This window comes from Streptococcus sp. Marseille-Q8145, from assembly GCF_965112035.1.
On the sequence record NZ_CBCOPQ010000001.1, the window covers coordinates 308,883 to 331,241 of the forward strand.

The 22,359-nt window shown below is 39.4% G+C and carries 24 protein-coding genes and 1 pseudogene; 10 read left to right on the forward strand and 15 right to left on the reverse strand.

Annotation, left to right across the window (positions count from 1 at the left end):
* Positions 1-40 precede the first annotated feature (40 nt).
* From dcm to ACWPVL_RS01610, 7 genes are all read left to right on the forward strand, one after another.
* Positions 41-1,267: a DNA (cytosine-5-)-methyltransferase gene (gene dcm / locus ACWPVL_RS01580; RefSeq protein WP_011184708.1), complete on the forward strand. Its 1,227-nt coding sequence runs from the start codon at positions 41-43 to the stop codon at positions 1,265-1,267.
* Between the two features lie 113 nt (positions 1,268-1,380).
* Positions 1,381-2,070, forward strand: a complete 690-nt coding sequence (locus ACWPVL_RS01585) for a LexA family transcriptional regulator (RefSeq protein ID WP_011184709.1) — start codon at positions 1,381-1,383, stop codon at positions 2,068-2,070.
* 2 nt (positions 2,071-2,072) lie between these two features.
* Positions 2,073-2,300, forward strand: a complete 228-nt coding sequence (locus ACWPVL_RS01590; RefSeq protein WP_032462760.1) for a hypothetical protein — start codon at positions 2,073-2,075, stop codon at positions 2,298-2,300.
* Entirely contained in the window at positions 2,278-2,418 is a 141-nt protein-coding gene (locus ACWPVL_RS01595) for a hypothetical protein (protein ID WP_185761916.1), read from the forward strand. The genes ACWPVL_RS01590 and ACWPVL_RS01595 overlap by 23 nt, the downstream gene beginning before the upstream one ends.
* 4 nt (positions 2,419-2,422) lie before the next feature.
* Positions 2,423-3,838 (forward strand): Y-family DNA polymerase, encoded by a 1,416-nt coding sequence (locus tag ACWPVL_RS01600; protein ID WP_011184710.1) that lies wholly within the window; start codon positions 2,423-2,425, stop codon positions 3,836-3,838.
* Complete coding sequence (locus tag ACWPVL_RS01605) at positions 3,835-4,203, forward strand: hypothetical protein (RefSeq protein ID WP_000567223.1); 369 nt, start codon at positions 3,835-3,837, stop codon at positions 4,201-4,203. The genes ACWPVL_RS01600 and ACWPVL_RS01605 overlap by 4 nt, the downstream gene beginning before the upstream one ends.
* Positions 4,190-4,489 carry a DUF5960 family protein gene (locus ACWPVL_RS01610; RefSeq protein WP_001072466.1) on the forward strand — a complete coding sequence of 100 codons (300 nt, stop codon included), beginning with the start codon at positions 4,190-4,192 and terminating at the stop codon, positions 4,487-4,489. Before ACWPVL_RS01605 ends, ACWPVL_RS01610 begins: the two co-directional genes overlap by 14 nt.
* Positions 4,490-4,606: 117 nt before the next feature.
* Here the strand turns inward: ACWPVL_RS01610 and msr(D) are convergent, their stop codons facing one another.
* The 10 genes and pseudogenes from msr(D) to ACWPVL_RS01660 form a co-directional block, all read right to left on the reverse strand.
* Complete coding sequence (gene msr(D), locus ACWPVL_RS01615; RefSeq protein WP_000420317.1) at positions 4,607-6,070, reverse strand: ABC-F type ribosomal protection protein Msr(D); 1,464 nt, start codon at positions 6,068-6,070, stop codon at positions 4,607-4,609.
* 119 nt (positions 6,071-6,189) lie between these two features.
* Positions 6,190-7,407 carry a macrolide efflux MFS transporter Mef(A) gene (gene mef(A) / locus ACWPVL_RS01620; RefSeq protein ID WP_000417517.1) on the reverse strand — a complete coding sequence of 406 codons (1,218 nt, stop codon included), beginning with the start codon at positions 7,405-7,407 and terminating at the stop codon, positions 6,190-6,192.
* Positions 7,408-7,909: 502 nt separating this feature from the next.
* A complete protein-coding gene (locus tag ACWPVL_RS01625) occupies positions 7,910-7,990 on the reverse strand; it encodes a DUF1643 domain-containing protein (RefSeq protein WP_231840583.1) in 81 nt (26 codons plus the stop codon).
* Between the two features lie 246 nt (positions 7,991-8,236).
* Complete coding sequence (locus ACWPVL_RS01630) at positions 8,237-8,653, reverse strand: hypothetical protein (protein WP_001211122.1); 417 nt, start codon at positions 8,651-8,653, stop codon at positions 8,237-8,239.
* Between the two features lie 14 nt (positions 8,654-8,667).
* Complete coding sequence (locus ACWPVL_RS01635) at positions 8,668-9,780, reverse strand: recombinase family protein (RefSeq protein ID WP_001842570.1); 1,113 nt, start codon at positions 9,778-9,780, stop codon at positions 8,668-8,670.
* Between the two features lie 128 nt (positions 9,781-9,908).
* Complete coding sequence (locus tag ACWPVL_RS01640; RefSeq protein ID WP_000207454.1) at positions 9,909-10,544, reverse strand: CpXC domain-containing protein; 636 nt, start codon at positions 10,542-10,544, stop codon at positions 9,909-9,911.
* A gap of 131 nt (positions 10,545-10,675) precedes the next feature.
* Positions 10,676-12,352: pseudogene (locus tag ACWPVL_RS01645) on the reverse strand (ComEC/Rec2 family competence protein); the annotation flags it as partial.
* Positions 12,333-13,028 (reverse strand): helix-hairpin-helix domain-containing protein, encoded by a 696-nt coding sequence (locus ACWPVL_RS01650; protein WP_454386393.1) that lies wholly within the window; start codon positions 13,026-13,028, stop codon positions 12,333-12,335. The gene ACWPVL_RS01650 and the pseudogene ACWPVL_RS01645, both read right to left, overlap by 20 nt.
* 147 nt (positions 13,029-13,175) lie before the next feature.
* Positions 13,176-13,724: an HXXEE domain-containing protein gene (locus tag ACWPVL_RS01655; protein ID WP_454386395.1), complete on the reverse strand. Its 549-nt coding sequence runs from the start codon at positions 13,722-13,724 to the stop codon at positions 13,176-13,178.
* A 72-nt stretch (positions 13,725-13,796) separates the two neighbouring features.
* Positions 13,797-14,537: a lysophospholipid acyltransferase family protein gene (locus ACWPVL_RS01660; RefSeq protein WP_061422579.1), complete on the reverse strand. Its 741-nt coding sequence runs from the start codon at positions 14,535-14,537 to the stop codon at positions 13,797-13,799.
* Between the two features lie 157 nt (positions 14,538-14,694).
* On the opposite strand from ACWPVL_RS01660, the gene ACWPVL_RS01665 reads away from it, so the two are divergent.
* From ACWPVL_RS01665 to ACWPVL_RS01675, 3 genes are all read left to right on the forward strand, one after another.
* Positions 14,695-17,034 (forward strand): cation-translocating P-type ATPase, encoded by a 2,340-nt coding sequence (locus tag ACWPVL_RS01665; RefSeq protein WP_454386397.1) that lies wholly within the window; start codon positions 14,695-14,697, stop codon positions 17,032-17,034.
* Between the two features lie 92 nt (positions 17,035-17,126).
* Positions 17,127-17,873 carry a tRNA1(Val) (adenine(37)-N6)-methyltransferase gene (locus tag ACWPVL_RS01670; protein ID WP_297663775.1) on the forward strand — a complete coding sequence of 249 codons (747 nt, stop codon included), beginning with the start codon at positions 17,127-17,129 and terminating at the stop codon, positions 17,871-17,873.
* Complete coding sequence (locus ACWPVL_RS01675; RefSeq protein ID WP_454386400.1) at positions 17,863-18,126, forward strand: GIY-YIG nuclease family protein; 264 nt, start codon at positions 17,863-17,865, stop codon at positions 18,124-18,126. Before ACWPVL_RS01670 ends, ACWPVL_RS01675 begins: the two co-directional genes overlap by 11 nt.
* Positions 18,127-18,165: 39 nt before the next feature.
* Here the strand turns inward: ACWPVL_RS01675 and lacD are convergent, their stop codons facing one another.
* From lacD to ACWPVL_RS01700, 5 genes are all read right to left on the reverse strand, one after another.
* Entirely contained in the window at positions 18,166-19,146 is a 981-nt protein-coding gene (gene lacD / locus ACWPVL_RS01680; protein WP_454386402.1) for a tagatose-bisphosphate aldolase, read from the reverse strand.
* Between the two features lies 1 nt (position 19,147).
* Entirely contained in the window at positions 19,148-20,077 is a 930-nt protein-coding gene (locus ACWPVL_RS01685) for a tagatose-6-phosphate kinase (protein ID WP_454386404.1), read from the reverse strand.
* Between the two features lie 10 nt (positions 20,078-20,087).
* Positions 20,088-20,603 (reverse strand): galactose-6-phosphate isomerase subunit LacB, encoded by a 516-nt coding sequence (gene lacB, locus ACWPVL_RS01690; RefSeq protein WP_001216904.1) that lies wholly within the window; start codon positions 20,601-20,603, stop codon positions 20,088-20,090.
* A 148-nt stretch (positions 20,604-20,751) separates the two neighbouring features.
* Positions 20,752-21,177, reverse strand: coding sequence for a galactose-6-phosphate isomerase subunit LacA (lacA, locus tag ACWPVL_RS01695; protein ID WP_125379347.1), 426 nt, complete (start codon positions 21,175-21,177; stop codon positions 20,752-20,754).
* Between the two features lie 145 nt (positions 21,178-21,322).
* Positions 21,323-22,219, reverse strand: a complete 897-nt coding sequence (locus ACWPVL_RS01700; protein WP_454386407.1) for an aldose 1-epimerase family protein — start codon at positions 22,217-22,219, stop codon at positions 21,323-21,325.
* Positions 22,220-22,359 lie beyond the last annotated feature (140 nt).

The following is a 22,359-nucleotide window of genomic DNA, read 5'->3' on the forward strand; positions in this document are numbered from 1 at the left end:
AATATCATAAAATGTGTTAAAGTGTCAATTATAGGACAATTTGACCTTTGATAGACACATTTTAGAAAGTAATAGAAAATTGACTACTACCAATATTTTATCAAAAAAAACTACAATTGCAGAAAATCTTTCGGGAAATGATATAAAATATCTACGAAAAAAATATAATCTCACTCAAAAAGAATTAGCAGATGCACTCGGTCTTCAAAAATTTGGAGATAGAACCATTAGACGTTGGGAAGCAGAAGAAACGCATCCTTCAAAACTTGAACAGTCCAGTATTCAGTCTTTTTTTAATTCTCTAAAGAATCCGCCTTTTATTATTAGTGAAAATCTTCCGTTCAAAATGATCGATCTTTTTGCTGGAATAGGTGGAACTAGATTAGGTTTCCAATTAACAAATGAAGTAGAAACTGTATTTACAAGTGAATGGGATAAATTTGCTCAAAAAACATACATTACTAATTTTGGAGACACTCCAGAAGGTGACATCACTCAGATTGATGAAAATACTATACCAGATCATGATATACTCGTTGCTGGTTTTCCTTGTCAAGCTTTCTCCCAAGCAGGTAAACGTCTAGGATTTGAAGATACTCGTGGAACTTTATTTTTTGACGTTGCTAGAATAATAAAAGCTAAACGTCCAAAAGCTTTTTTACTTGAAAATGTCAAAAACCTAAAGACACATGATAAAGGTAAGACATACAAGATAATCATTTCAACTCTTGAGAATTTAGGATATAGTACATCAACTGTACTTTTTAAGGCCAGAGATTTTGGTGTACCACAAAATAGAGAAAGGATTTATATAGTTGGATTTGATAAGACTTGTGTAAATAATTTTAGTGAATTCCGTTTCCCTGAACCGTTTCATTTAGAAACTAAACTAGGAAATATTCTACAAACTGATGTTGATGAAAAGTATACTATCTCCGATAAACTCTGGGAAGGACACCAAAGAAGGAAAGCTGAACATAAAACAAAAGGAAATGGATTCGGCTACTCACTATTTAATGCTGATAGTCCATATACAAATACACTTTCTGCTCGATACTACAAAGATGGAAGTGAAATATTAATAGAACAAAAAGGTAAAAACCCACGTAAAATTACTCCACGAGAAGCTGCTAGACTCCAAGGTTTCCCTGAAGAGTTTATAATTCCGGTTTCTGATACACAAGCCTACAAACAATTTGGAAATTCTGTCTGTGTACCAACAATTCATGAAATTGCTAAACAAATACTAGCCGTCCTAAAAAAATAGTTAATATATAAAGTCTATCAATTGAATTGATAGACTTTTTTAATTCTAGTTGCAAAATATAAATATTCTGATATAATTTTGTTGAGTTATAACTAGACAAAAAGGAGGGGAACATGTTTTCTCACGGAAGATTAAAACAACGAAGACTTGAAATAAAGTTATCACAGACTGCAATCGCTAATCAATTAAATGTTCATCGTTCCGCTTACCATAATTGGGAAAACGGAAGAAACACACCTAATCAAAAAAACCTCACCGCTCTCGCTGCTATTCTTGATGTACCAGTCACTTATTTTGAATCTGAATACAATATCGTAAATAACTATCTTCAGTTATCTCCCGATAACCAGCTAAAGGCAGAGGAGTATGTTGAGGAACTTCTTCTTTCCCAACAAACTTCAAACGTCATTCCTCTCTTCTCAGTCCAAGTGCTATCAGATATCCAACTCTCAGCTGGTCTTGGAGAAGGATTCTTTGACGAGTTTGAAACTGAAACAATCTACTCTGATGAGGAACAATACGGTTACGACATTGCTGCTTGGATTGAGGGAGATTCTATGGAGCCTGTATATAAGAGTGGAGAAGTCGCACTAATTCGTTCAAACGGTTTCGACTATGATGGTGCAGTCTATGCATTATCATGGAATGACTCAGTCTATATCAAAAAACTCTACCGTGATGAGGATGGATTTAGAATGGTATCCTTGAATAAGGACTATCCAGAGAAGTTCATCCCTTACGAGGATGAACCTAGAATTGTTGGTCTAGTTGTAGGTCACTTTATGCCTGTCGAGGGAGTATAGTCATGAAGCTAAAGGATATTTTAGAACTTGGGACGTATGGTTTCAATCCGAACTGTAAAGTTGAAATATTCTGTATGGACAACTTTGAAGAGCGGCTAGAGAATGAAGGATTCGATGAAATTCTTATTCCTCAAAATGATGATGCAAAAATCTATCCTTACGCTTTTTTGATAGAGGATTCTATTTTGATTGCTATGACCGAGGTGGATGACGATATCAATGAATGTTAAAGAAATGATTTACATCAAAGACGAACGTATTATCTTCACCCCTGACAAATTTGAATACGACATCACTGACTACATCGGAGAACTTATCGAAGAGCTAGAGAAACTAAAAAGGAGATAATCCTATGGGCTATATCGACTATTCTATTGAACCTCAAAGTGACATAGCCTTCCTCGATATGAAGTCCTTCTACGCTTCTGTAGAATGTGTGGATAGAGGTTTACATCCACTCTACACATCACTGTGCGTCATGAGCCGTGCAGACAACTCGGCAGGATTGATTCTCGCTTCTTCTCCAATGTTTAAAAAAGTATTCGGTAAAGCAAATGTAGGTCGTTCCTACGACTTGCCATTTGATATAAACACTCGAAAATTCAGCTATCAGAATGCGTGGAAACAAGGTCTTGAGGTAACACCGAAGTATAAATCTTTCATCGAACACTGGGCAAAGCGTACACTCATCGTTCCTCCGCGAATGGACAGATATATTGAGAAGAATCTAGAGATTCAGCATATATTTCAAGACTATGCTGCTCCAGATGACATTCTCCCCTATTCAATCGATGAAGGCTTTATTGACCTTACTAGCTCACTTTCTTACTTTATTTCTGATAAGTCAATGTCAAGGAAAGATAAGTTAGATAATGTTTCGGCTATGATTCAGAGAGATATTTACAGTAAAACAGGTATTATCTCAACTGTTGGAATGAGTAATTCCAATCCTCTTCTAGCTAAACTAGCTCTAGATAATGAAGCTAAAAAAACTGCTACAATGAGAGCGAACTGGTCATACGAAGATGTAGAAACCAAGGTATGGGCCATTCCAAAACTAACAGACTTTTGGGGGATTGGTAGTAAAACCGAGATTCATTTACAAAAACTTGGTATTCATTCAATCAAAGAACTAGCCAACTTCAATCCTGATATTCTCAAAAAAGAATTCGGCAAAGTTGGTGTTCAGCTATGGTTTCACGCAAACGGTGTTGATGAGAGCAACGTCCATGAACCCTATAAACCAAAATCACGAGGATTGGGTAACTCACAAGTACTTCCTAGAGATTACAGAACCCAAAGAGAAATTGAAATCGTATTAGCTGAAATGGCTGACCAGGTTGCTAACCGTCTTCGCTCGGCACATAAAAAAGCTACTGTCGTTTCTATTCATATTGGCTATTCTAGAACTGAGATGAAAAAATCAATTAATGCTCAGAAAAAAATTGACCCAGCAAATCTTCCAAAAACAATGGTTGGTCATGTACTTGAATTATTCCGAAAGAAATACACCTCTGGTGCAGTGAGGCAAATCGGTGTGTCTTATGGTGGCTTTGTAGATGAAAACTTTACTCTACTGTCACTTTTTGATGATGTAGAACAAATTGAAAAAGAAAATAGACTTCAGACAGCAATTGATGTTGTCAGAGAACAGTTTGGCTTTTTAGCTATTCAAAAAGGAACCGTCCTAACCGAAGGTTCCAGAAATATTGAACGTAGTAAACTTATCGGCGGTCATTCCGCTGGTGGATTGGAGGGATTAAAATGATTGATCGTTCATACTTGCCATTTCAGTCAGCAAGAGAGTACCAGGATACTAAGATGCAAAAATGGATGGGCTTTTTCCTATCTGAGCATACATCAGCACTCACTGACGATGCAAACAAAGTAACGTATATGTCAGATTTGTCACTGGAGAAGAAATTATTACTCCTCAGTCAGGTGTATGCTGGGCAACTGAACACGCGCATTCATGTTGTTAAAAAAAACAATCAAGTTTCCTATACTGGAACAATACCAAGTCTGACCAAAGATTTCATTTTGATAAAAACTACAACAGGTCACATTAATTTGAAATTGAAAGACATTGTTAGTATTGAACTTGTAGAGGAGGTGCTCTATGAATCAGCTTGAATTTCAGCGTAATCACCTGCAAATGGACTATTACAGCGAGAGCTACCAAGATTTTGAACGTGACTTCTACCGCTACTCCAACATGAATATTCCATTGACCTTCCTGACCGATGATATCCTCAAAACAATGGCGACTTCACGTAAGAATTACTTTGTCCTCAATAAGGAAAAGTCCAGAGATAACCGCGATCACTTCTTCATATTTGAAGTAAGAACCTTAGAAGAGAATCCACTAATCTATCATTATACATATAAGAAAACTACAACATATTTAGCAGAAAAATAGGAGCAGTTCGATTTACTGTTCCTATTTTTAATCTTCATAAAATCTCAAGTCTTTATACTCTTTAACAATGGAGTCGCCAGCCAGAACAGACTATACTGACCAGCGACTACCTAAAATTTAATGTTTCAGCTTAATTTTCTTATCTCTAATTTCATAAACTACATCAGCTACATTTTCGAGTAATCGTTTATCGTGGGTGATAAACACGATAGTTCCGGTGTACTCCTTCATTAGTATTTCCAAAGCCTCTAAACTTGGTATGTCAAGGAAGTTACTGGGTTCATCCATTATTAGGATGTTATATCTACCCATGAGCATTTTAGCAAGCAACAATTTTATAATTTCTCCACCGCTTAAAACAGATAAGCTTTTTCCAATATCGTTCTGTTTGAACCCCATAGATGCTAGCACAGAACGAATTTCTGATATATTGTAATCACAATCCTTCTGCATAAACTCCATAACATTCTGATTACTGTTGTACTTGTAACCATTCTGTGCAAAGTAACCTATTTTTGCCTTAGGTGAAATAGAAATTCCTTCTTCATGGTTTAAGATCATTTGGATTAAAGTTGTTTTTCCGGTTCCATTACCACCCGTTAATGCCACTTTTGCTCCTAGCGGAATTTGAAAAGATGCATTTTCAAACAGTGCCTTATCCCCAAATACTTTATTAATTTCCGCACCGACTATAGGGTATGGATTATGGAGCTCCAATGCTTTACTTTGCCTGAAACGAATTCTGCGAATGCCTTCCGGAGCTTCTACTTTTCCTAATGCCGCAATCCTGTTCTCTAGGGATTTAGCGGCATTATGCATCTTTTTTTCCTTACTTCCTATTGATTTTTGATGAGCTAAACGCCCTCCGCCTTCAGTACTTTTTTTCTTTGAAGAACCTTTTGCCTTCTGTTCTATTTTACGAGCCTGTTTTCGCTTTTCCTCCGCAGCCCTTTCCAATCGAGCACGTTCCGCAATAAATTGTTCGTATTCTGCAGCTTGTCTCTTACGTTCTTCCTCTTTCTGACGAAGATAATCAGAATAGTTTCCCCAATACTCAGTGATTTTGCCATCTTTCAGTTCCCATATTTTATCTACTATTTCATCAAGAAAATAGCGGTCATGGCTAATAACTAACAGTGCACCTGTAAAATATTTTAGCTGTCCTATTAGAAAATCAATTCCTTCACGGTCTAAATGGCTCGTAGGTTCATCCGCTAAAATACCATGAACCTGTGCCGATAAGGCCTGTGCTATTTTAAGCCTTGTTTCTTCACCACCGCTCATGGTCTGTATATTTAATTGCTCAACACCTAGCTTGCCTACAAGCGCAAAATCTTTTTCCTCCTGCAGAGTTACTTCGTCCAACTGGGGAATATAGGCAAGTTCACCCAGATGATTCATTTTACATCCTGGGGGAATTAATTCTCCTAAAAGTACCTTGAATAAAGTGCTTTTTCCTGCACCATTTGCTCCTACTAAACCAATACGGTCATAATCATATACTTCTAATTCATTTATATCTAAAACATCGTGTCCTTTGAATTCCACACTAATGTCTTTTGCTTTTAATATTAATTCCATAACATTTCCTCCTGTCTATAATCGCATGCTTTCATTTGCTTGTACGCAGGAAAAACCCTGCGATTTTAGCAGGAAGAATTACATGAAAATAAGATACATAAATATCCCTCCAATATTGTTTATTTTAAATCTAATTTTCTAATCTCATTTATCATTGGGCAAACTATTGCAATGCAAATAATTAAAGTACCTGATAGTAAAAACCAATGATTTACACCGATTCTATCAGCAAAGAGTGCAGAAAGAATTAATCCAATTGGCATAGCAAGAGACATGATACTTCCAGTTAAAGAAAATACACGTCCTAAATATTCAGGCTTAATTTTCTCCTGAAAAAGAGCTGTTTGCACACCGCTGTAAAACGGAACAGAAAGCCCCATTATTGCACAGCAGACTACAAAAATGAAAAATCCACTTTGGGGAAGTAATCCTGAAATGGTTAAGCTTATCCCCATCATAAAAATGGATGCCGTTATTAATAAGATTCGCTTTTGGTAATTCCCAAATAACCCTAATAATAGACCCCCTATCAACATTCCAGATGCAAAGGAAATTTCCGTAATAGAAATATGCACAGGTGTTCCATTAAAGTAATCCATGCTAATTAAAGGGAATAGTGCATTAATTGGCATATAAACAAACATATATAATGTTCCAACGAGTAATAAAGCAAATAATCCTTTATTTTGCCGTAGTACAGCCATTCCTTCTTGCATTTCTCTTATGAAATTTGGGTCCAAACTTTGCACGCGATCACCCAGCTTAGGAATACGTACAATTGCTACCGTAATAGATGCAATCACAGCACCCAATACATCGATGGCAATAATAGCATTTAGTTCCCAAACGGAGTATAAGAGTGCTGCAACCGCCGGACTAACAATATAGCTTATAGACTGCAAAGACTGACTATAGCCTGCACATTTCGTAAGCTGTTCTTCTGGTACTAAAAGTGGCGTAACCGCATTGAGAGCCGGGGTGTGAAAAGCTGTTCCAATGCTACGGATAAACAATACTATCATAACCATCCAGACAGGTAGCTCCATATAGAATGCAACAATAGTAAGCACCGAACCAGCTGCTGCGATAATTAAATCAGCACCAATCATTATCTTCTTCCTATCATGACGATCCACTAGCACACCAATTGCAGGTCCAAAGACCGCATAGGGTAAAAAACCTAATAGTGAAGCCATAGACAAGACCATCGCGGATCCAGTTTTTTCTGTAAGGTAAAAAATAATCGCCATTTGCAAGATGGCACTAGTGATTAATGATACTGCTTGCCCTGCCCATATTGTATAAAACTTAAGTTTCCAATTGTTGTATTTTTCCATTTATATTATCTCCTGCATATTATTTTGCTTAAATTTCTATTTTGAATAGCATTATAGGCAATAAAAAAATGCAGGCCTAAATCCACAATGTGGCTTTTGGTCTGCATACATACAATTTGGAAACATTCATATTAAAGACATAGTTAAATAAAGGTATAGTTAAATAAAGGTATAGTTAAATAACCAATATCCTCACCGTAACTAATGAATGCTCAATATCGTATAAATAAGCACAACAAAAAAGCCTATCATCGGGTATAGATTCTGCTTTTCTTATTGCCAGCTTATCTTAAACGCATTGAGGCTGTCATAGTTTCGGTTCCTCCTAAATTCTTATTTGGATTATCATATATTTTAACATAATAAGTCATTTTAAGCAACTTATAAATTAAAAAAATCCATTAAAAACCGCCAAAGGGGGTTAGCCCTTAAATTGCGGTTAATATTCTATATCTCTTCGTCAATCTCAATCCCTGACTTGAATTCAACGGTGAGCTTATCTTCATATAATTTTTTTACTAGCATTTAGAATTCGGTTGATTGTACGATCGCTATAGTCCTCATTAGCTGCTGAGGGATTCATACATATAGCCACGAGTGGATTCGTTCCTAAGCATCCCAGTAGGAATCTACGGTAGGCATTATATTTTTCAGGAATACATAGATTAGGTCTTCTCCCAAAGGATAGGCTAGTCTGACTTTTGTAACTTTATCGTTCATAGAGTTACCTCCTACAGTATATTTTAACATGAACCCCCTTGCAAGGATATGAAAATGGCAGGAATACAATAGTTGTACTCCTACCAATAATTTTTATCTTCGTTCCTTACTATCTATTGTCGTTTTTACGAAAATCAGATAGTTCATCAAAGTCCTTCAATTCAAAAACAAAAGCTTTATCTTCAGGAATGTGAATCCCCTCTACTCTATAACGCTTATCAGATTTCCATTCACTCATGATTGTTAAGAGTGTTTCTTTTAAAGTTTTATGACCTACCTGAACAATACCTTTTTGCTCCCCAACAGGTTTTGAAAAAGAAAATGCTCCCCTAGTTTTTGCACGACAAACTTGTATACCCATTACCTTTGTATCCTTATTAAAGGCAACCAGTACATGTGCTGGGTATTCTAAAGCTTGGACAATTCCTTTACTAAATGTAACAAAGTTCTTGTTCACCGTCATGCTATAATCTGATGAGTAACGTTCAACATTAACAACTTCAAGATTAAAATCTTTAAAACGCATAATTTACCTCTTTCTTATTTAAAAACTTCGTGAATGTCTTCCGATTTCCAACTAGGATCAAGTACAACAAAATCCCTCAACTTACCAGATTTGAGTTTCTTGATGTAGAGTTTAGGTACAAATATCTCAGAAGTAGATTTCGATTTTCTTCTAGGTTGCTTGAGTAATTCTTGTACTAAATCCCATCTTGATTCTGGTATGATAGAGGGAATTCCATTTTTTAATCGATATTTTGGCTTTTCACCATTATTTTTCCGTGTTTTATGACTAAAACAATCAACAGTATATGTCTTCTGCATGATGATTTCGCCTTTATATTTCTCGTTTCTGAGAATATTATAAACAGCTAAACTTGTCCAACGCTCCAAACCAGTAACTGTTGGTATATGATTGGTCATTAAAGTAGAGGCAATCTCACTTGCAGTCATACCTTCGATGTACGAATCATATATTAGGCGAACAATTTTTGCTTCTGTCTCATCTATCACTACTCGACCATACTGGTCTTTCGTATACCCAAGAAGGTTATGGGTAGGAATCATTGGTATCCCTCTTTTAAAGCGTTCAATGACAGACCATGTAATTGACGCACTTTTTTGTTCACTCTCACCTTGAGCTACTATGGCCATAATACCAAGAATGAATTCACTATTCGTATCAAGTGTATTCAAATTTATATCTTCGATATATATTCCAACTGGAGGGGATAGTGCCTTCAACTCTCGGTAAATACTAATGAAATCTAGCTGATTACGAGCAAACCTGCTAACACTCTTAACGATTATCAAGTCAATCTTCCCACATCTACAATCATGAAGCATCTGTTGGAATTGTTCACGTCGTTTGATTGATGTTCCTGATGCACCTTGGTCAGCATAGATTCCAGCCATTATCCAATCAGGATTACTATTGATTCTTTCAGTATAGGTTTGTTTTTGAAGTTCAAAACTACCTGACTGAGATTCGTCAAAAGTACTTACTCGACAATATGCAGCAACACGTAACTTCTTAGTTTTAACATCAGTGAACTCTCGCTTTGCAGGAATAATTTCAACAGTTCTCTCAGATACAAATGCATCTCGAATTTTCTTCTGTTGACGGGTAATTTTAGAATTCCGTCTTACCATTGGTTTTACCTCCTTTCTACAAATCTACATAATAATTATATATATTAACTACGTTTTTCTAAATTAGAAGATAAAAAATGACCTAACCAAAAATCAGGCCATTTATACTTATAAATAGATTTTGAATTTTATGCCAAACTGGTACGAAAGAATGATTCCGCCCATCTAGAGTCTATGTAATATGTGTTAGTTTCTAGGTCTTCAACATCAGCAAGGTAGTACTCATATTGTTCTTGAGAAAAGTCGAGAGATGCTACTGCAATCTGGTTATTAATAAACATAAATTGATAGTTTTCATGTCCAACCTTGGTGAAAACCATATGTTCATAGTTAAACTGAATATCACCATCCTCAAGAGGACTATTCATATACTTCATAAGCTCAATTGCTCTATCATCATACCCTACTGAAACAATCTGTACCTTCTCAACGAAAGACTCTATATCCGAAACTACTCGAATTCTATACTCACTGAGATTGACACCCTCTGAAATCAAAGAGCATATTTGCATTGAAAGTACATCAACATTACCATCTGCACAATACTGAATAATTGTTTTTTGTTCTTCATCTACTACGACTGTTGGGTAATCAATTAGCACCTTGTGGTTACAGTTATGGCAAGTAAACTTAAAGAAATCCCAGTCTAAAATAGCAGAAATAATCTCAGGAGTCTTCGCCGCATAAACCCTATCAAATCTTTCAAATGTACTTTGTTTTCCACAATTGCTGCAGCTTGTTCTTGTTAAAAAAATTGTTGTCATTCTAATTTTCCTCTTCATCATTATTAAGTAAGCAACTTGCTCTCACTTATTATATTCGCAATGCAAAATAAATTTTGGAATTTTTTTCAAAAAAAAGTTAAATTGTATTGTATCAATTTTAGAACTCACACTTCGGTGTGGGTAAGAACCAACACATCCAAGTGACTCAGTCCCCGACTTTTCAGATAGGGAATCAAGGTCTTTTCTGCATTTGTCGAAGAAATCCGCTTCTGCCATGCTTCTTTCTTGCCAATCTCCACTCGACCACCTACATCAATCAGAACAGATTTTCCCCGCCAATCGCGCAAGAAAATGCTATCTCCCTGCCCAATATCAATAACTGTAATTTCATTTTGCAAGGGATGCTTAGTGAGGAAAAATAGCAGAGCAAGAGCCAAGCTAAGTAAGGTCACAACTTTCTTCTGTCTGCGAAAATCATAGAGCATGCCTAGAGTGACAAGCAGACCTAGCATCATCCAGATAGATGGCTGACCAAAAACCACTGGCCGTGAGGAAATAGACGCCGTCCAACGGATTAGCCCTTCTAATAGTTCAAATAAGACATTGACCTGAGTGATTTTCAAAAGAGGTGATAGGGCAAAAATAAAGGTCAGAGCTGGAAGCATAAAAAGATCAAAAACAACTGAGAATAGAAAGGTCAGCAGAATAGACCAAGGCTGAAACTCTGAAAAATAGAAAATCAGAATCGGTAGAATTCCCAGTGAAATGGTCAGACTTTCTGCCAGCACCTTTCTCATAGAAGGTAAATGCTCAAAATCCATGACAGAGATGACAAAAGCATAGGCACAGGAAAGAACGCCACCCGTCGTTAAGAGAAAATTGGGCATGAAAATGGCTAATAGCATGATTGTCAAAGCAAAGTTGTCCAGCTTAGTCACACCAAACTGCGAGAGCAGCTTTTGCACTAAACTCCTCACGACCGATACTGAAAAACCCGTCAAACCCGCATAGATGAAGGAAAAGGGCAGCTGTATCCAATCAACAGTTTCTCTTTTCAAACCAGATTTGAGGAGAAGTCTGCGAAAACCATCCATGAAATAGCCGACCTGCATGCCAGATAGGGCAAAGAGATGGATAATTCCCAGACTGGAATAAAGTTCATTCATCTCAGCAAAATCTGTGTCCAAATCACCAAACAAGAGTCCAGTCATATAGTGGCTCATGGGACTAGGAAAGTTTTCCTTAATATAAACTAAGGCTTTTCTCCGCCAGACTGACAGCCAGTCCCAAGGATTAAGACTGCTAAAATGCTGACTGGACTTGATTTGATTGATTTTCAAAATCCTGTAAATCCCCTGTGTTTTCAGGTAAGCCCGATAGTCAAAACCTGAAAAATTGCGCTGGTCTTCTGCTAAACTAAGCTCTCCATCAATCTCTAAAAGAAGTTGATCGCTCAGCTTTTGAAAAGTGATTTTTTCCTTTTCTGACTGGATTTTATAAAAGGCCTGATAGGTTCGACCATTGGAATAACCACGAAAAGAAAGCGAGTCGCCATTGACTTTAATTGTATCTGGCTTGATCACAATGGTAGAAATGATTTTCGGTTCATCTTGAAAGGCTTGATTAGCCACTTCTCTCCGAAATAGGAAAAATCCTGCAAAGAGACTCAAGAACACCAAAACAAGTAGACTATTTCTAGTCGAATAAAGCCAAAAGAGCCGAACAAGAAGGACTGCTAAACCTAGATAAGCTGGCAGACTGCCTGTGTAAATCGCAAAGTAGGTCAGCACCAGCAAAAGACAGAAATAGATGGGTTTGATGGGAAATTTATTTATCCACTGTGACATAGTCTTTTAATTTTTCTAAGGTTTTTGCACCGATTCCTGAAACATTTTTCAGCTCGTCTACTGACTTAAACTTACCATTGGCTTCCCGATAAGCAATGATGTCTTGCGCTTTCTTTTGACCGATGCCTGAAACTGTCTGAAGTTCAGCTTCGGTCGCCGTATTGAGATTGACCAAGCCAGACTTTCCTTTTTCTGTTCCCCCATTTCCAGCTGGCGTCTGACTAGTTTGCGTCACATCTGCTCCTTCCTCACCGACTTTAGCTACATAAACAACCGCCTCATCTGTTAATTTTTGTGCTTGGTTGATGGATTTTGACTCGGCATCTGGCAATAAGCCACCTGCTTTTTGTAGAGCATCGTGCACACGCGCTCCTGCCTGCAACTGATAAACTCCTGGATTTTTGACAGCTCCTTTGACATCAACTGTTACTTCTTTCTCAGATTCCTCTGAATCCATATCTTTTTCTGAATCGATTTTTTCTTGATTCGCACTTCTTTTTTCTGCATTGGTTTCAGATGAAGCTGATGTAACCACTTCCTGAGTTAGTGCGCTGACCTGATTCTGTGGCTGAGCGTTGCCCTTCAGCAAGAAAAAGCCAGCCAAGACGACTCCCAGCAAGGAAAGTCCAACAAAAATCTTGTATTCCTTTAATTTTTCAATGATTTCTTCAAGCATATTTTTCTCCTTTATCTTTATATTCGTAAAAAATTCAAAAAAATATGACAAACCGAGAGAATTTTCAGCTTATCATATTTTAAAATCTTTATTTTGCAAGAAGTCGTATAGATAGAAAGGCCATTGATGAAAATAGAAGCTGCAATATCAGTCTGCTTTGCTTATCCTGTATATCCAAGCTTCTAACTTTTTAGCTCTGCTATGTAAAAAAGCCAGATTTGCCAAAAGAAAAGCCATCACAAGCGAGCTTAGAATCAGAAGCAGCGGCCAAGAAACTGACTGCTGACTCAGATAAAGGACAAAGACCAAGATGAGTATAGGAAAAGTCGTCAGTGCTGTGAAGCCGCCCGGTACCCAGCGACGAAAGCGAAACACTTGCATGATATGGCCCAGCAGATGGAGGGTATGACAGAAGCCAATAGCCAAAGCTAGCTCAGGAATGCGAAATAGAATGGCAAGCAGCAAGAGAATAAAAGCTAGCAGAAATTCCTCCGCAATCATTAAGGCAATACTTTCAGCAGAAAGATAACTCCCTTTCCTAGCAATAAACATTTCCTTTTGATAGACTTGATGGTCTTGATTCTGAGAAATCCAAGGCCGAATCAGGATAATCTCATCAAACTCGTGCAGCATAAAAAGTGACAAAGTTACAAAAGATAAAAAAGCAAGAGACATAGCATCCTCCTTATAAAACATACCAACATTATAACTCACTCACATACAAAAATCAGCTCCCAAGCAAGATTGCTCAGGAAGCTGATTCGTATCTTATTTTCTATGCTTATCTGGATCCCAGACAAAGCTTGCAAGAAAGCTAAAAATGAAGGTCAGAATACCAATCAATGCTGCTGGAATAAAGGCTATTGCTCGTAAAATCCGCCAGAAGATATTTGGTTTTTTACCTGTCTGATAAGGCGCTACTTCTGCATCCAAGCGGTCAAACTCTGCCTGAATCCGACGAGCCACTTCCTCAACTCCCTCATCATTCATCTTTTTGATATCAGAAATATCAATTGGATTGCCGAAGTTCATGTCCACGCGCTCCCCAGCTGCCAAGCCTTTGAGGCTCATGGGACCAGCATAGACTACTGGCATGATACGGACCTTAGCCATCTTAGCAATCACTGCCACTCCTCCCTTGACATCCGTAGAATGGCGGCTGCCGCTCGGGAACATAATCAGAGAGCGATTGCTCTTTTTCAGCATATTGACTGGGTACTTGATCGCTGACGGACCAGGATTTTCCCGGTCGATAGGAAAAGCACCACACATGCGAATCCACCAGCCGAACACCCGATTTTCAAAGAGCTGTTTCTTAGCCATGAAAATGAACTGCTTGGGCTTGGTCGCAAAAGCCATGTAAACTGGATCCCACCATGTTCGGTGAGGGGCAACCAAGATATAATTTTCATCTTTTGAAGGAATCTTCTCTTTATTATGGTAATGGGCATTGCCATTCAAAGCCCAGAGGATAAAAATTACCAATCCTCGCAAATAGGTATAAAACATAAACTCTCCTTATTTCAAACTGTGATTGTACTTGAAATTTATTACATCCTTTCCCATTATACCCTATACCCTTATAGTCTGCAATATTTTTCCAAACTTTGGCTGTAACAGCTGATTCTGATAGCCATTTCCATAAAAAAATGGTATCATTAATCTCATGAACAAGAAAGAATTAATCGGTTTAAACCAAACCCAAGTAGATGAAAAGATTTCGCAGGGCTTGACCAACGATTTTACAAGTGACACCAGTACTAGTAACTGGCAAATCGTTAAGCGGAATGTTTTCACCCTTTTTAATGCCCTAAACTTTGTGATCGCTCTGGCCTTGGTCTCTGTCCAAGCTTGGAGCAATCTGGTCTTCTTCGCCGTCATCAGCTTTAACGCCATCACTGGTATTATCACGGAGCTGCGGGCCAAGCACATGATTGACAAGCTCAATCTGGTCAGCCGAGAGCTGGTCACAGTCATCCGTGACGGCCAGGAAGTCAAAATTCAGCCAGAAGAAATTGTGCTGGGCGACCTGATTAAGCTGTCAGCCGGCGAGCAAATTCCCAGTGATGCTCGTGTAGTAGAGGGTGTTGCAGAGGCCAATGAAGCTATGCTGACAGGTGAGAGTGATTTGGTTCTCAAGGAAAAAGGCGCTGAGCTGCTGTCTGGTAGCTTTCTGGCTAGTGGGCAGATCTATGCTGAGGTGCATCATGTCGGTGCAGACAACTATGCTAACAAGCTCATGACTGAAGCTAAAACCCTCAAACCTATCAACTCGCGCATTCTATACAATCTTGCAAAAATTTCCCGCTTTACCGGAAAAATCATCATTCCTTTCGGATTGGCTCTCTTCTTTGAAGCCCTAATGATAAAGGGATTGCCTGTCAAAAACTCTGTCATTACCAGCTCGACAGCTCTTTTGGGTATGCTGCCTAAGGGAATCGCCCTGCTGACAGTCACTTCACTCCTGACAGCTGTCATCAAGCTCGGCATGCGCAAGGTGCTTGTTCAGGAAATGTATTCTGTTGAGACCTTAGCTCGGGTGGATACTCTCTGCCTGGACAAGACCGGGACAATTACCCAAGGTAAGATGACTGTTGAAGCCTTGCATAGTCTGTCAGATAAGTTTTCTGATGAGACCGTCGGTCAAATCTTAGCAGCCTACATCCAAACCAGCGAGGATAATAACCCAACAGCCCAGGCTATCCGCAAGGGCTACGGCCACCTGGAACACACCTATACTAGCGACAATGTCATCCCATTTTCTAGTGACCGAAAATGGGGCGCTATGCATTTATCCAGTGTCGGAACCATTTTTCTGGGAGCGCCCGAAATGCTGCTGGACAGCAATCCTGCAGCGGTTGGAGAGGCCCAAAAACGCGGATCTCGGGTTTTGGTGCTGGCTCACAGCGACCAAGTGCTAGACAAACACAGTATCCAACTGCCTGAAGATATGACCGCTTTAGCTGTTCTGGAAATCACTGACCCTATTCGGGAGGGAGCGGCTGAAACACTGGACTACCTGCGCTCTCAGGATGTTGACTTGAAAATCATCTCTGGTGACAATCCAGTGACTGTTTCCCATATCGCTAGCCAGGCTGGATTTGCCAACTACGCCAGCTACATCGACTGCTCTAAAATCAGCGATCAAGAACTGGTTGAGCAAGCAGAAGAAACAGCCATCTTCGGTCGTGTTTCTCCCTATCAGAAAAAACTGCTCATCCAGACTCTCAAGGCCGCAGGCCGGACAACAGCCATGACCGGAGATGGGGTTAATGATATCTTGGCCTTGCGTGAAGCAGACTGCTCCATCGTCATGGCCGAGGGCGACCCAGCAACTCGGCAAATTGCCAACTTGGTCCTTCTTAACTCCGACTTTAACGATGTACCTGAGATTCTTTTTGAAGGCCGCCGAGTCGTTAACAATATCGGTCGGATTGCTCCGATTTTCTTCATCAAGACCATTTATTCCTTTATCCTGGCTATCATCTGTATTGCCAGTATCCTGCTAGGAAAACCGGAATACCTCTTGATTTTCCCATTCATTCCGATTCAAATCACCTTGATTGACCAGTTTGTCGAAGGTTTCCCACCCTTTGTCCTCACTTTTGAGCGCAATATCAAACCAGTTGAAAAGCACTTCCTCAAACGCTCCCTACAGCTGGCTCTGCCAAGCTCCCTCATGATTATCTTCAGCGTGCTATTTGTCCGTATCTGGGGCAGCAGCCATGGCTGGAGCAACATAGAAATGTCCACCCTGACCTACTACTTGCTAGGCAGCATCAGCTTCTTGTCAGTCATTCGGGCCTGCCTGCCACTCAACCTCTGGCGCGCTCTTCTGATCATTTTTTCAGTCGCAGGCTTCTATCTATCCGCCTTTGTCCTGCAACACCTTTTGGAAATTGCAACGCTGACAGCCGCAACCTTGCCAGTCTATCTGATTCTCATGGTTTTCTTTATCGGAATTTTCATCGCTTGCACCATCAAGCAAAAATATGAATTCAACTAAAATTCGCACCTGACTGTTTCTGTCAGGTGTTTTTTCCTATAAAATTTCTCTTTCTTCTTTGGAATGGCACTTAATCATGCTATAATGTTGGTATGACAGAAACAAAATTAAAAGACGGAGAAAGAGTTAATCAGCTCTTTTCCACTGATATTAAAATCATTCAAAATAGCGAGGTTTTTAGCTATTCAGTCGATAGTGTCCTGCTTTCTCGCTTTCCAAAATTACCCAAACGAGGGCTCATCGTTGATCTCTGCGCTGGAAACGGGGCTGTTGGTCTCTTTGCTAGCACACGGACTCAGGCCCAGATTCTAGCGGTGGAAATTCAGGAACGTTTGGCAGATATGGCCCAGCGTTCCATTGAATTAAATAACCTTACTCAACAGATGCAGGTCATCCATGACGACTTGAAAAATCTAGGCAACCACATCTCTGGCAGTAAGGTTGACATCATTCTCTGCAATCCTCCCTATTTCAAGGTCGATGAACATTCCAATCTCAACGGCAGTGAGCATTATCTGCTAGCGCGTCACGAAGTTGCTACGAATTTAGAAGAAATTTGCACGATTGCCCAGCGAGTTCTCAAGTCCAATGGTCGCTTAGCAATGGTTCACCGTCCTGACCGATTTTTGGATATTTTAGAAACTATGAAAAACCATAATCTAGCGCCCAAGCGCATCCAGTTTGTCTATCCCAAGCAGGGGAGAGAAGCCAATATGCTCTTAATCGAGGCTATTAAAGATGGTTCACCAGACGGCCTGAAAATCCTCCCACCTCTCTTTATCCACGAGCAAGACGGCAGCTATACACCAGAAATTCAAGAGATTTACTATGGAAAATAAAGCCTATATGTATGTCCTTAAATGCGGAGACGGCACCCTCTACACAGGCTATACTACCGATGTAGAAGCTCGTCTCAAAACACATCAGTCTGGAAAAGGAGCCAAGTACACTCGCGCCCGATTGCCCGTCACACTCATCTATCAAGAGGAACATCCCGACAAATCTGCAGCCATGTCGGCTGAAGCTCTTTTCAAAAAGAAGAAACGAGCTGAAAAACTAGCTTATATAGAAGAAAAACGTAGTAAGTCCTGAAACTTACTACGTTTTTTGATTTCTACATTCAAGATTAAATTAGATGCGTTCTTTCCATGAAGTCGCTGTTGTTTGAAGAACCTTGTTGAGTTCATCAATGTTCTCAAATCCAGTTGTGCGAAGCCATTCACGAGCTGCTGCCTCACCGTCTTTGATGTAAGCTTCAACTGATCCTGCCCAGGTTGCACGGCCACAAAGAACTCCATTGAAGTTTGCGCCTGATTCGTGGGCAAAGACAAGAGTTTCTTGGAAGAGTTTAGCTGATACACCCGCACTCAAGTAGATGTATGGCAAGTTAGTTGCTTCATCTTGTGCTTTGAAGAAAGCTGCTGCTTCTTCACGAGTATGCACGATTTCACCATCGCCAAAGCCTTCAACGTATTTGACATTGACTGGAACTTCCACTTTCAAGACATCGATGTTAAAGCGTGGGTCTGAGAAAACCTTCATGGCACCGATAACCTTGTGTGGTTTCACTTTTGCGTATTCTGCAGAGCCTGCGTCAGCGATTTTTTCATCATAAGCCAAGATTTCAAGGAAGAATGGAATGTCTTCTGCCACACACTCTGAACCGATACGTTCGATGTAGGCTTGTTTTTGTTGGTTGAGTTCGTCAGAGCTGTCTACGTCATAGTAAAGCAAGAATTTGACTGCATCCGCACCTTGTTCTTTGATTCGTTTGGCAGACCAAACATCCAAGCAGTCTGGCAAGCGTTTAGTGCTAGTGGTATCGTAGCCAGTTTTCTCATAAGCTAGGAGAAGACCAGCATTGGCATCAAGCGCTTTTGTAGCTGGAAGTCCATATTCTGGGTCAAGAAGCATAGAGGATGCGTATTTTGTCAATTCATCTGCTACCAAGACTTTGAGTTCTTCCATTTGAGCAACTGTTGGTTCTTCTGTTTGGTATTGAGCCATGAGGCGTTTCAAAGCACCACGTTGGTCAAAGGCAAGAGCTGAGATGATGCCGTTCTCGTCAGAGAGTTTTTCCAAATATTTGCGTTTTTGTTCTGTTAAAGCCATTTTATACCTCTTTTACTATTAATTGATCATATAGAGCTTGATAGTTGGCCATATTGACATGACCTGTCATTTTTTCTTGAGCATTGAGCATACCAAGGACATTGGCCTTGATGAGGAGTTCTTGATCAGATTCCTTATGAAGAAGTCCTGAAGAAATCCCTGCAACAGTAGAATCTCCAGATCCAACAGGATTGACTACCTGAATTTTTGGAATATCTACCTTGTAGAAAGTATCACCATGTTTAGCAAAAGCACCATTGGCACCAAGTGAAACGATAATCCACTCAATACCTATAAATAACGGTTCTTGAAGAACTTCTTTTAATTCATCCAAATCCTCAGAAACTTCTTTCCCAAGAAGCTGAGACAATTCTTCGTTATTGGGTTTGATAACTGTTGGTTTGTGTGGTGATTCAAGAACTGCCTGAAGAGCAGCACCTGAGCAATCCAAGACTACAGGTTTGCCAGCTTGATTTGCAAGTTCTACCAAACTCGCATAGTAGTCAACTGGAAGACCTACTGGCAGACTACCAGAGATAGCAACTACTTCCACAGTATCAAGGAGATTCTCGAAATGAGCCAAGAAATCTAGGCCTTCTTGTTCCAGAACTTCAGGTCCTTTCTCAAGAATTTCTGTTTGGTTGTCTCCGTGTAGAATAGCGATACAGTTACGAGTCTCTCCTTGAATGGAAAAGAAACGTTTACTTACTTTATCATCGATATGCTCTACTAGATAGTCACCAAGTTTGCCACCAACTAGACCAGTAGCAGCAACAGAATCACCAAATTCTGAAAGAACTCGAGTAACATTGAGACCTTTTCCACCAGCTGTTTTTGTCACGTCCACCACACGGTTGACAGTGTCAATTTTTAATTCATCCAAAGGATAAGAAATATCAATGGATGGATTCATTGTGACTGTTAAAATCATGCATCACCTCTTAGTCGTGGTATTCACCGCGATCCCATTTTTCAAGGAATTCTGTAAAGAAGTTTGCATCTGCTTGATGAGCATTGTGAGTTTCAACGTGCTCGATTTTAGCGATCAATTTTTTGTTTTCTTCTGATGGTTTGTATTCAGCATTGATGAAAGCTTCGATGATATCACACATGAGCAATTCACCAGTAATCTTACCACCAAAACCAATAACGTTGGCATTCAACTGTTCTTTGGCGTAAAGAGCTGTTGTCATATCACGAACCAAAGCAGAACGGACTCCAGGAACTTTATTTACAGCGTTGTTGATACCAACTCCAGTACCACAGATACATACCCCAAGATCAGCTTGACCGCTAGTTACAGCTTCACCGACTTTTTTACCAAAGATTGGGTAGTGTGTACGAGCATGGTCGTAAGTACCAAAATCAATGACTTCATGTCCTTTTGATTTCAAGAATTCTGAAACCGCCATTTTTTCATCTGTTACGATGTGGTCACATCCAATTGCAATTCTCATTAGTTATTCCCTCCGATTAATTATATAAATCTCATATCATTTATCCTTACTCAAGAAAAATCAAGATTAGCTTAGGAAGCGAGCTGCGAGCATAACTGAAGTTAGCTAAAGGGAGCTGACGACAGATTATCTTGATTTTTGAAGAGTATTAGCACATTTTGTTCAACATATCGACCCGAATCTGGTGACGACCGCCGTCGTATTTACCATTAACAAAACCTTTAGCAATATTTTTCGCCAATTCATCACCAACGACTTCTGCACCCATAGTGATCATACGTGAGTTGTTGTGGCCACGAGTCATATAAGCTGAACGTTCATCAGATACTTCTGCGGCAACCATTCCTTTAATCTTAGTTGCAACCATGAACGGACCAGCACCATAGGCATCAATCACGATACCAAGGTTTTGTTCTTCTTTGTTTACTTCTGCAGCAACAGCAAGAGTCACATCAACAAAGTCTTGACCTTCAGCCGTAACATCCACTACGTGGAAGTTTTCTTTTTCCAAGAAGTCTTTCACAACTTCTTTCAATCTCAAACCTGCAGCATCTGCACCAATGATAATAGACATATTAAGTCCTCCTTTAATTTTCTATATAATGAACTAAAATGTTTTAAAACATTAAACGTTATTTGATTCACAAGTTTATAATACAACATTTTATGTTCGCTGTCAACATTATATGTTTACTTTTAAACATTTTTAAAATTTTTCTTTAAAAAATAGTAATATCAAATCCGATTTCTTCTTTTTCTCCTGCTGGGAGTAGACGGACATTTTTCTTGCTTTCTAAATAATCACCCTCTTCTAACGAGGTCGACAAACCTGACCAAGGTTCCAAGGCTATAAATGGCCCTTTGTTAATAGTTGACCAGATAATTAGATTTGGAAATTCTTGAAAATCTAAACGTAACCCTTTATCATGATTCCGAGAACGAAGAGCAACGGTCCGTGATTTTAGCTCATCAAGGGTCACTGCATCTTTATCAAAGATGGCATAGTCCAAATTTAGTTCTTTTTGATGATCTAGGAAACTTGTACGTTCCAGAAAGTTCAACATACCAGTTTCAGGATAAGAGAGAGGAACACTGCAGGTTTCTTCCTGTTCAAACTCCAAATAGTAATCCTCATAATTTTCATCATCAAATAAAGGGCAGTTAAATCCCGGATGACCTCCGATGAAGTACGGCATAGCGCCACTATCTCCACGATTTTCTACGATATACTGGGTACGAAGCTTCTTACCAGTCAAGCTATAGCGAATTGATAAGCGAAAATGATAGGGATAGTTCTGAAACATCTCCTCTGTGTCCTCAATAGCAAAAGTCACACTCGTATCCGTTTGTTCTACTAATTCAAATTCTTTCTTGCGAACGAGACCATGCCGAGGAATGACTCCACTCGCTTCTTGACCATCTTTTAATACATAGTGAGCGGTGTCATTGCGCAAACTCCCACAAATGGGGAAAAGAACTGGAGCTTGACCACTCCAATAGGTCGCATCTCCCTGCCAGAGGTATTCTACACCATCCTTATCCTTGATTGAAGAAAGTGCTCCTCCCAATTTCTCAAACTGCACTGTCAATTTATCGTTTTCTAGCGCGATCACCATCCAAATCTCCTCTCTACTTCAGAGATAAAGGCAGGCTTCTGACTTCTCTCTGCTTAGTATTTATCACATAGGAAAAGCTAGATTATCAACATTCCCATTGGAAATGGACAATCTAGCTTCCCTAGTCTTACAATATTTAA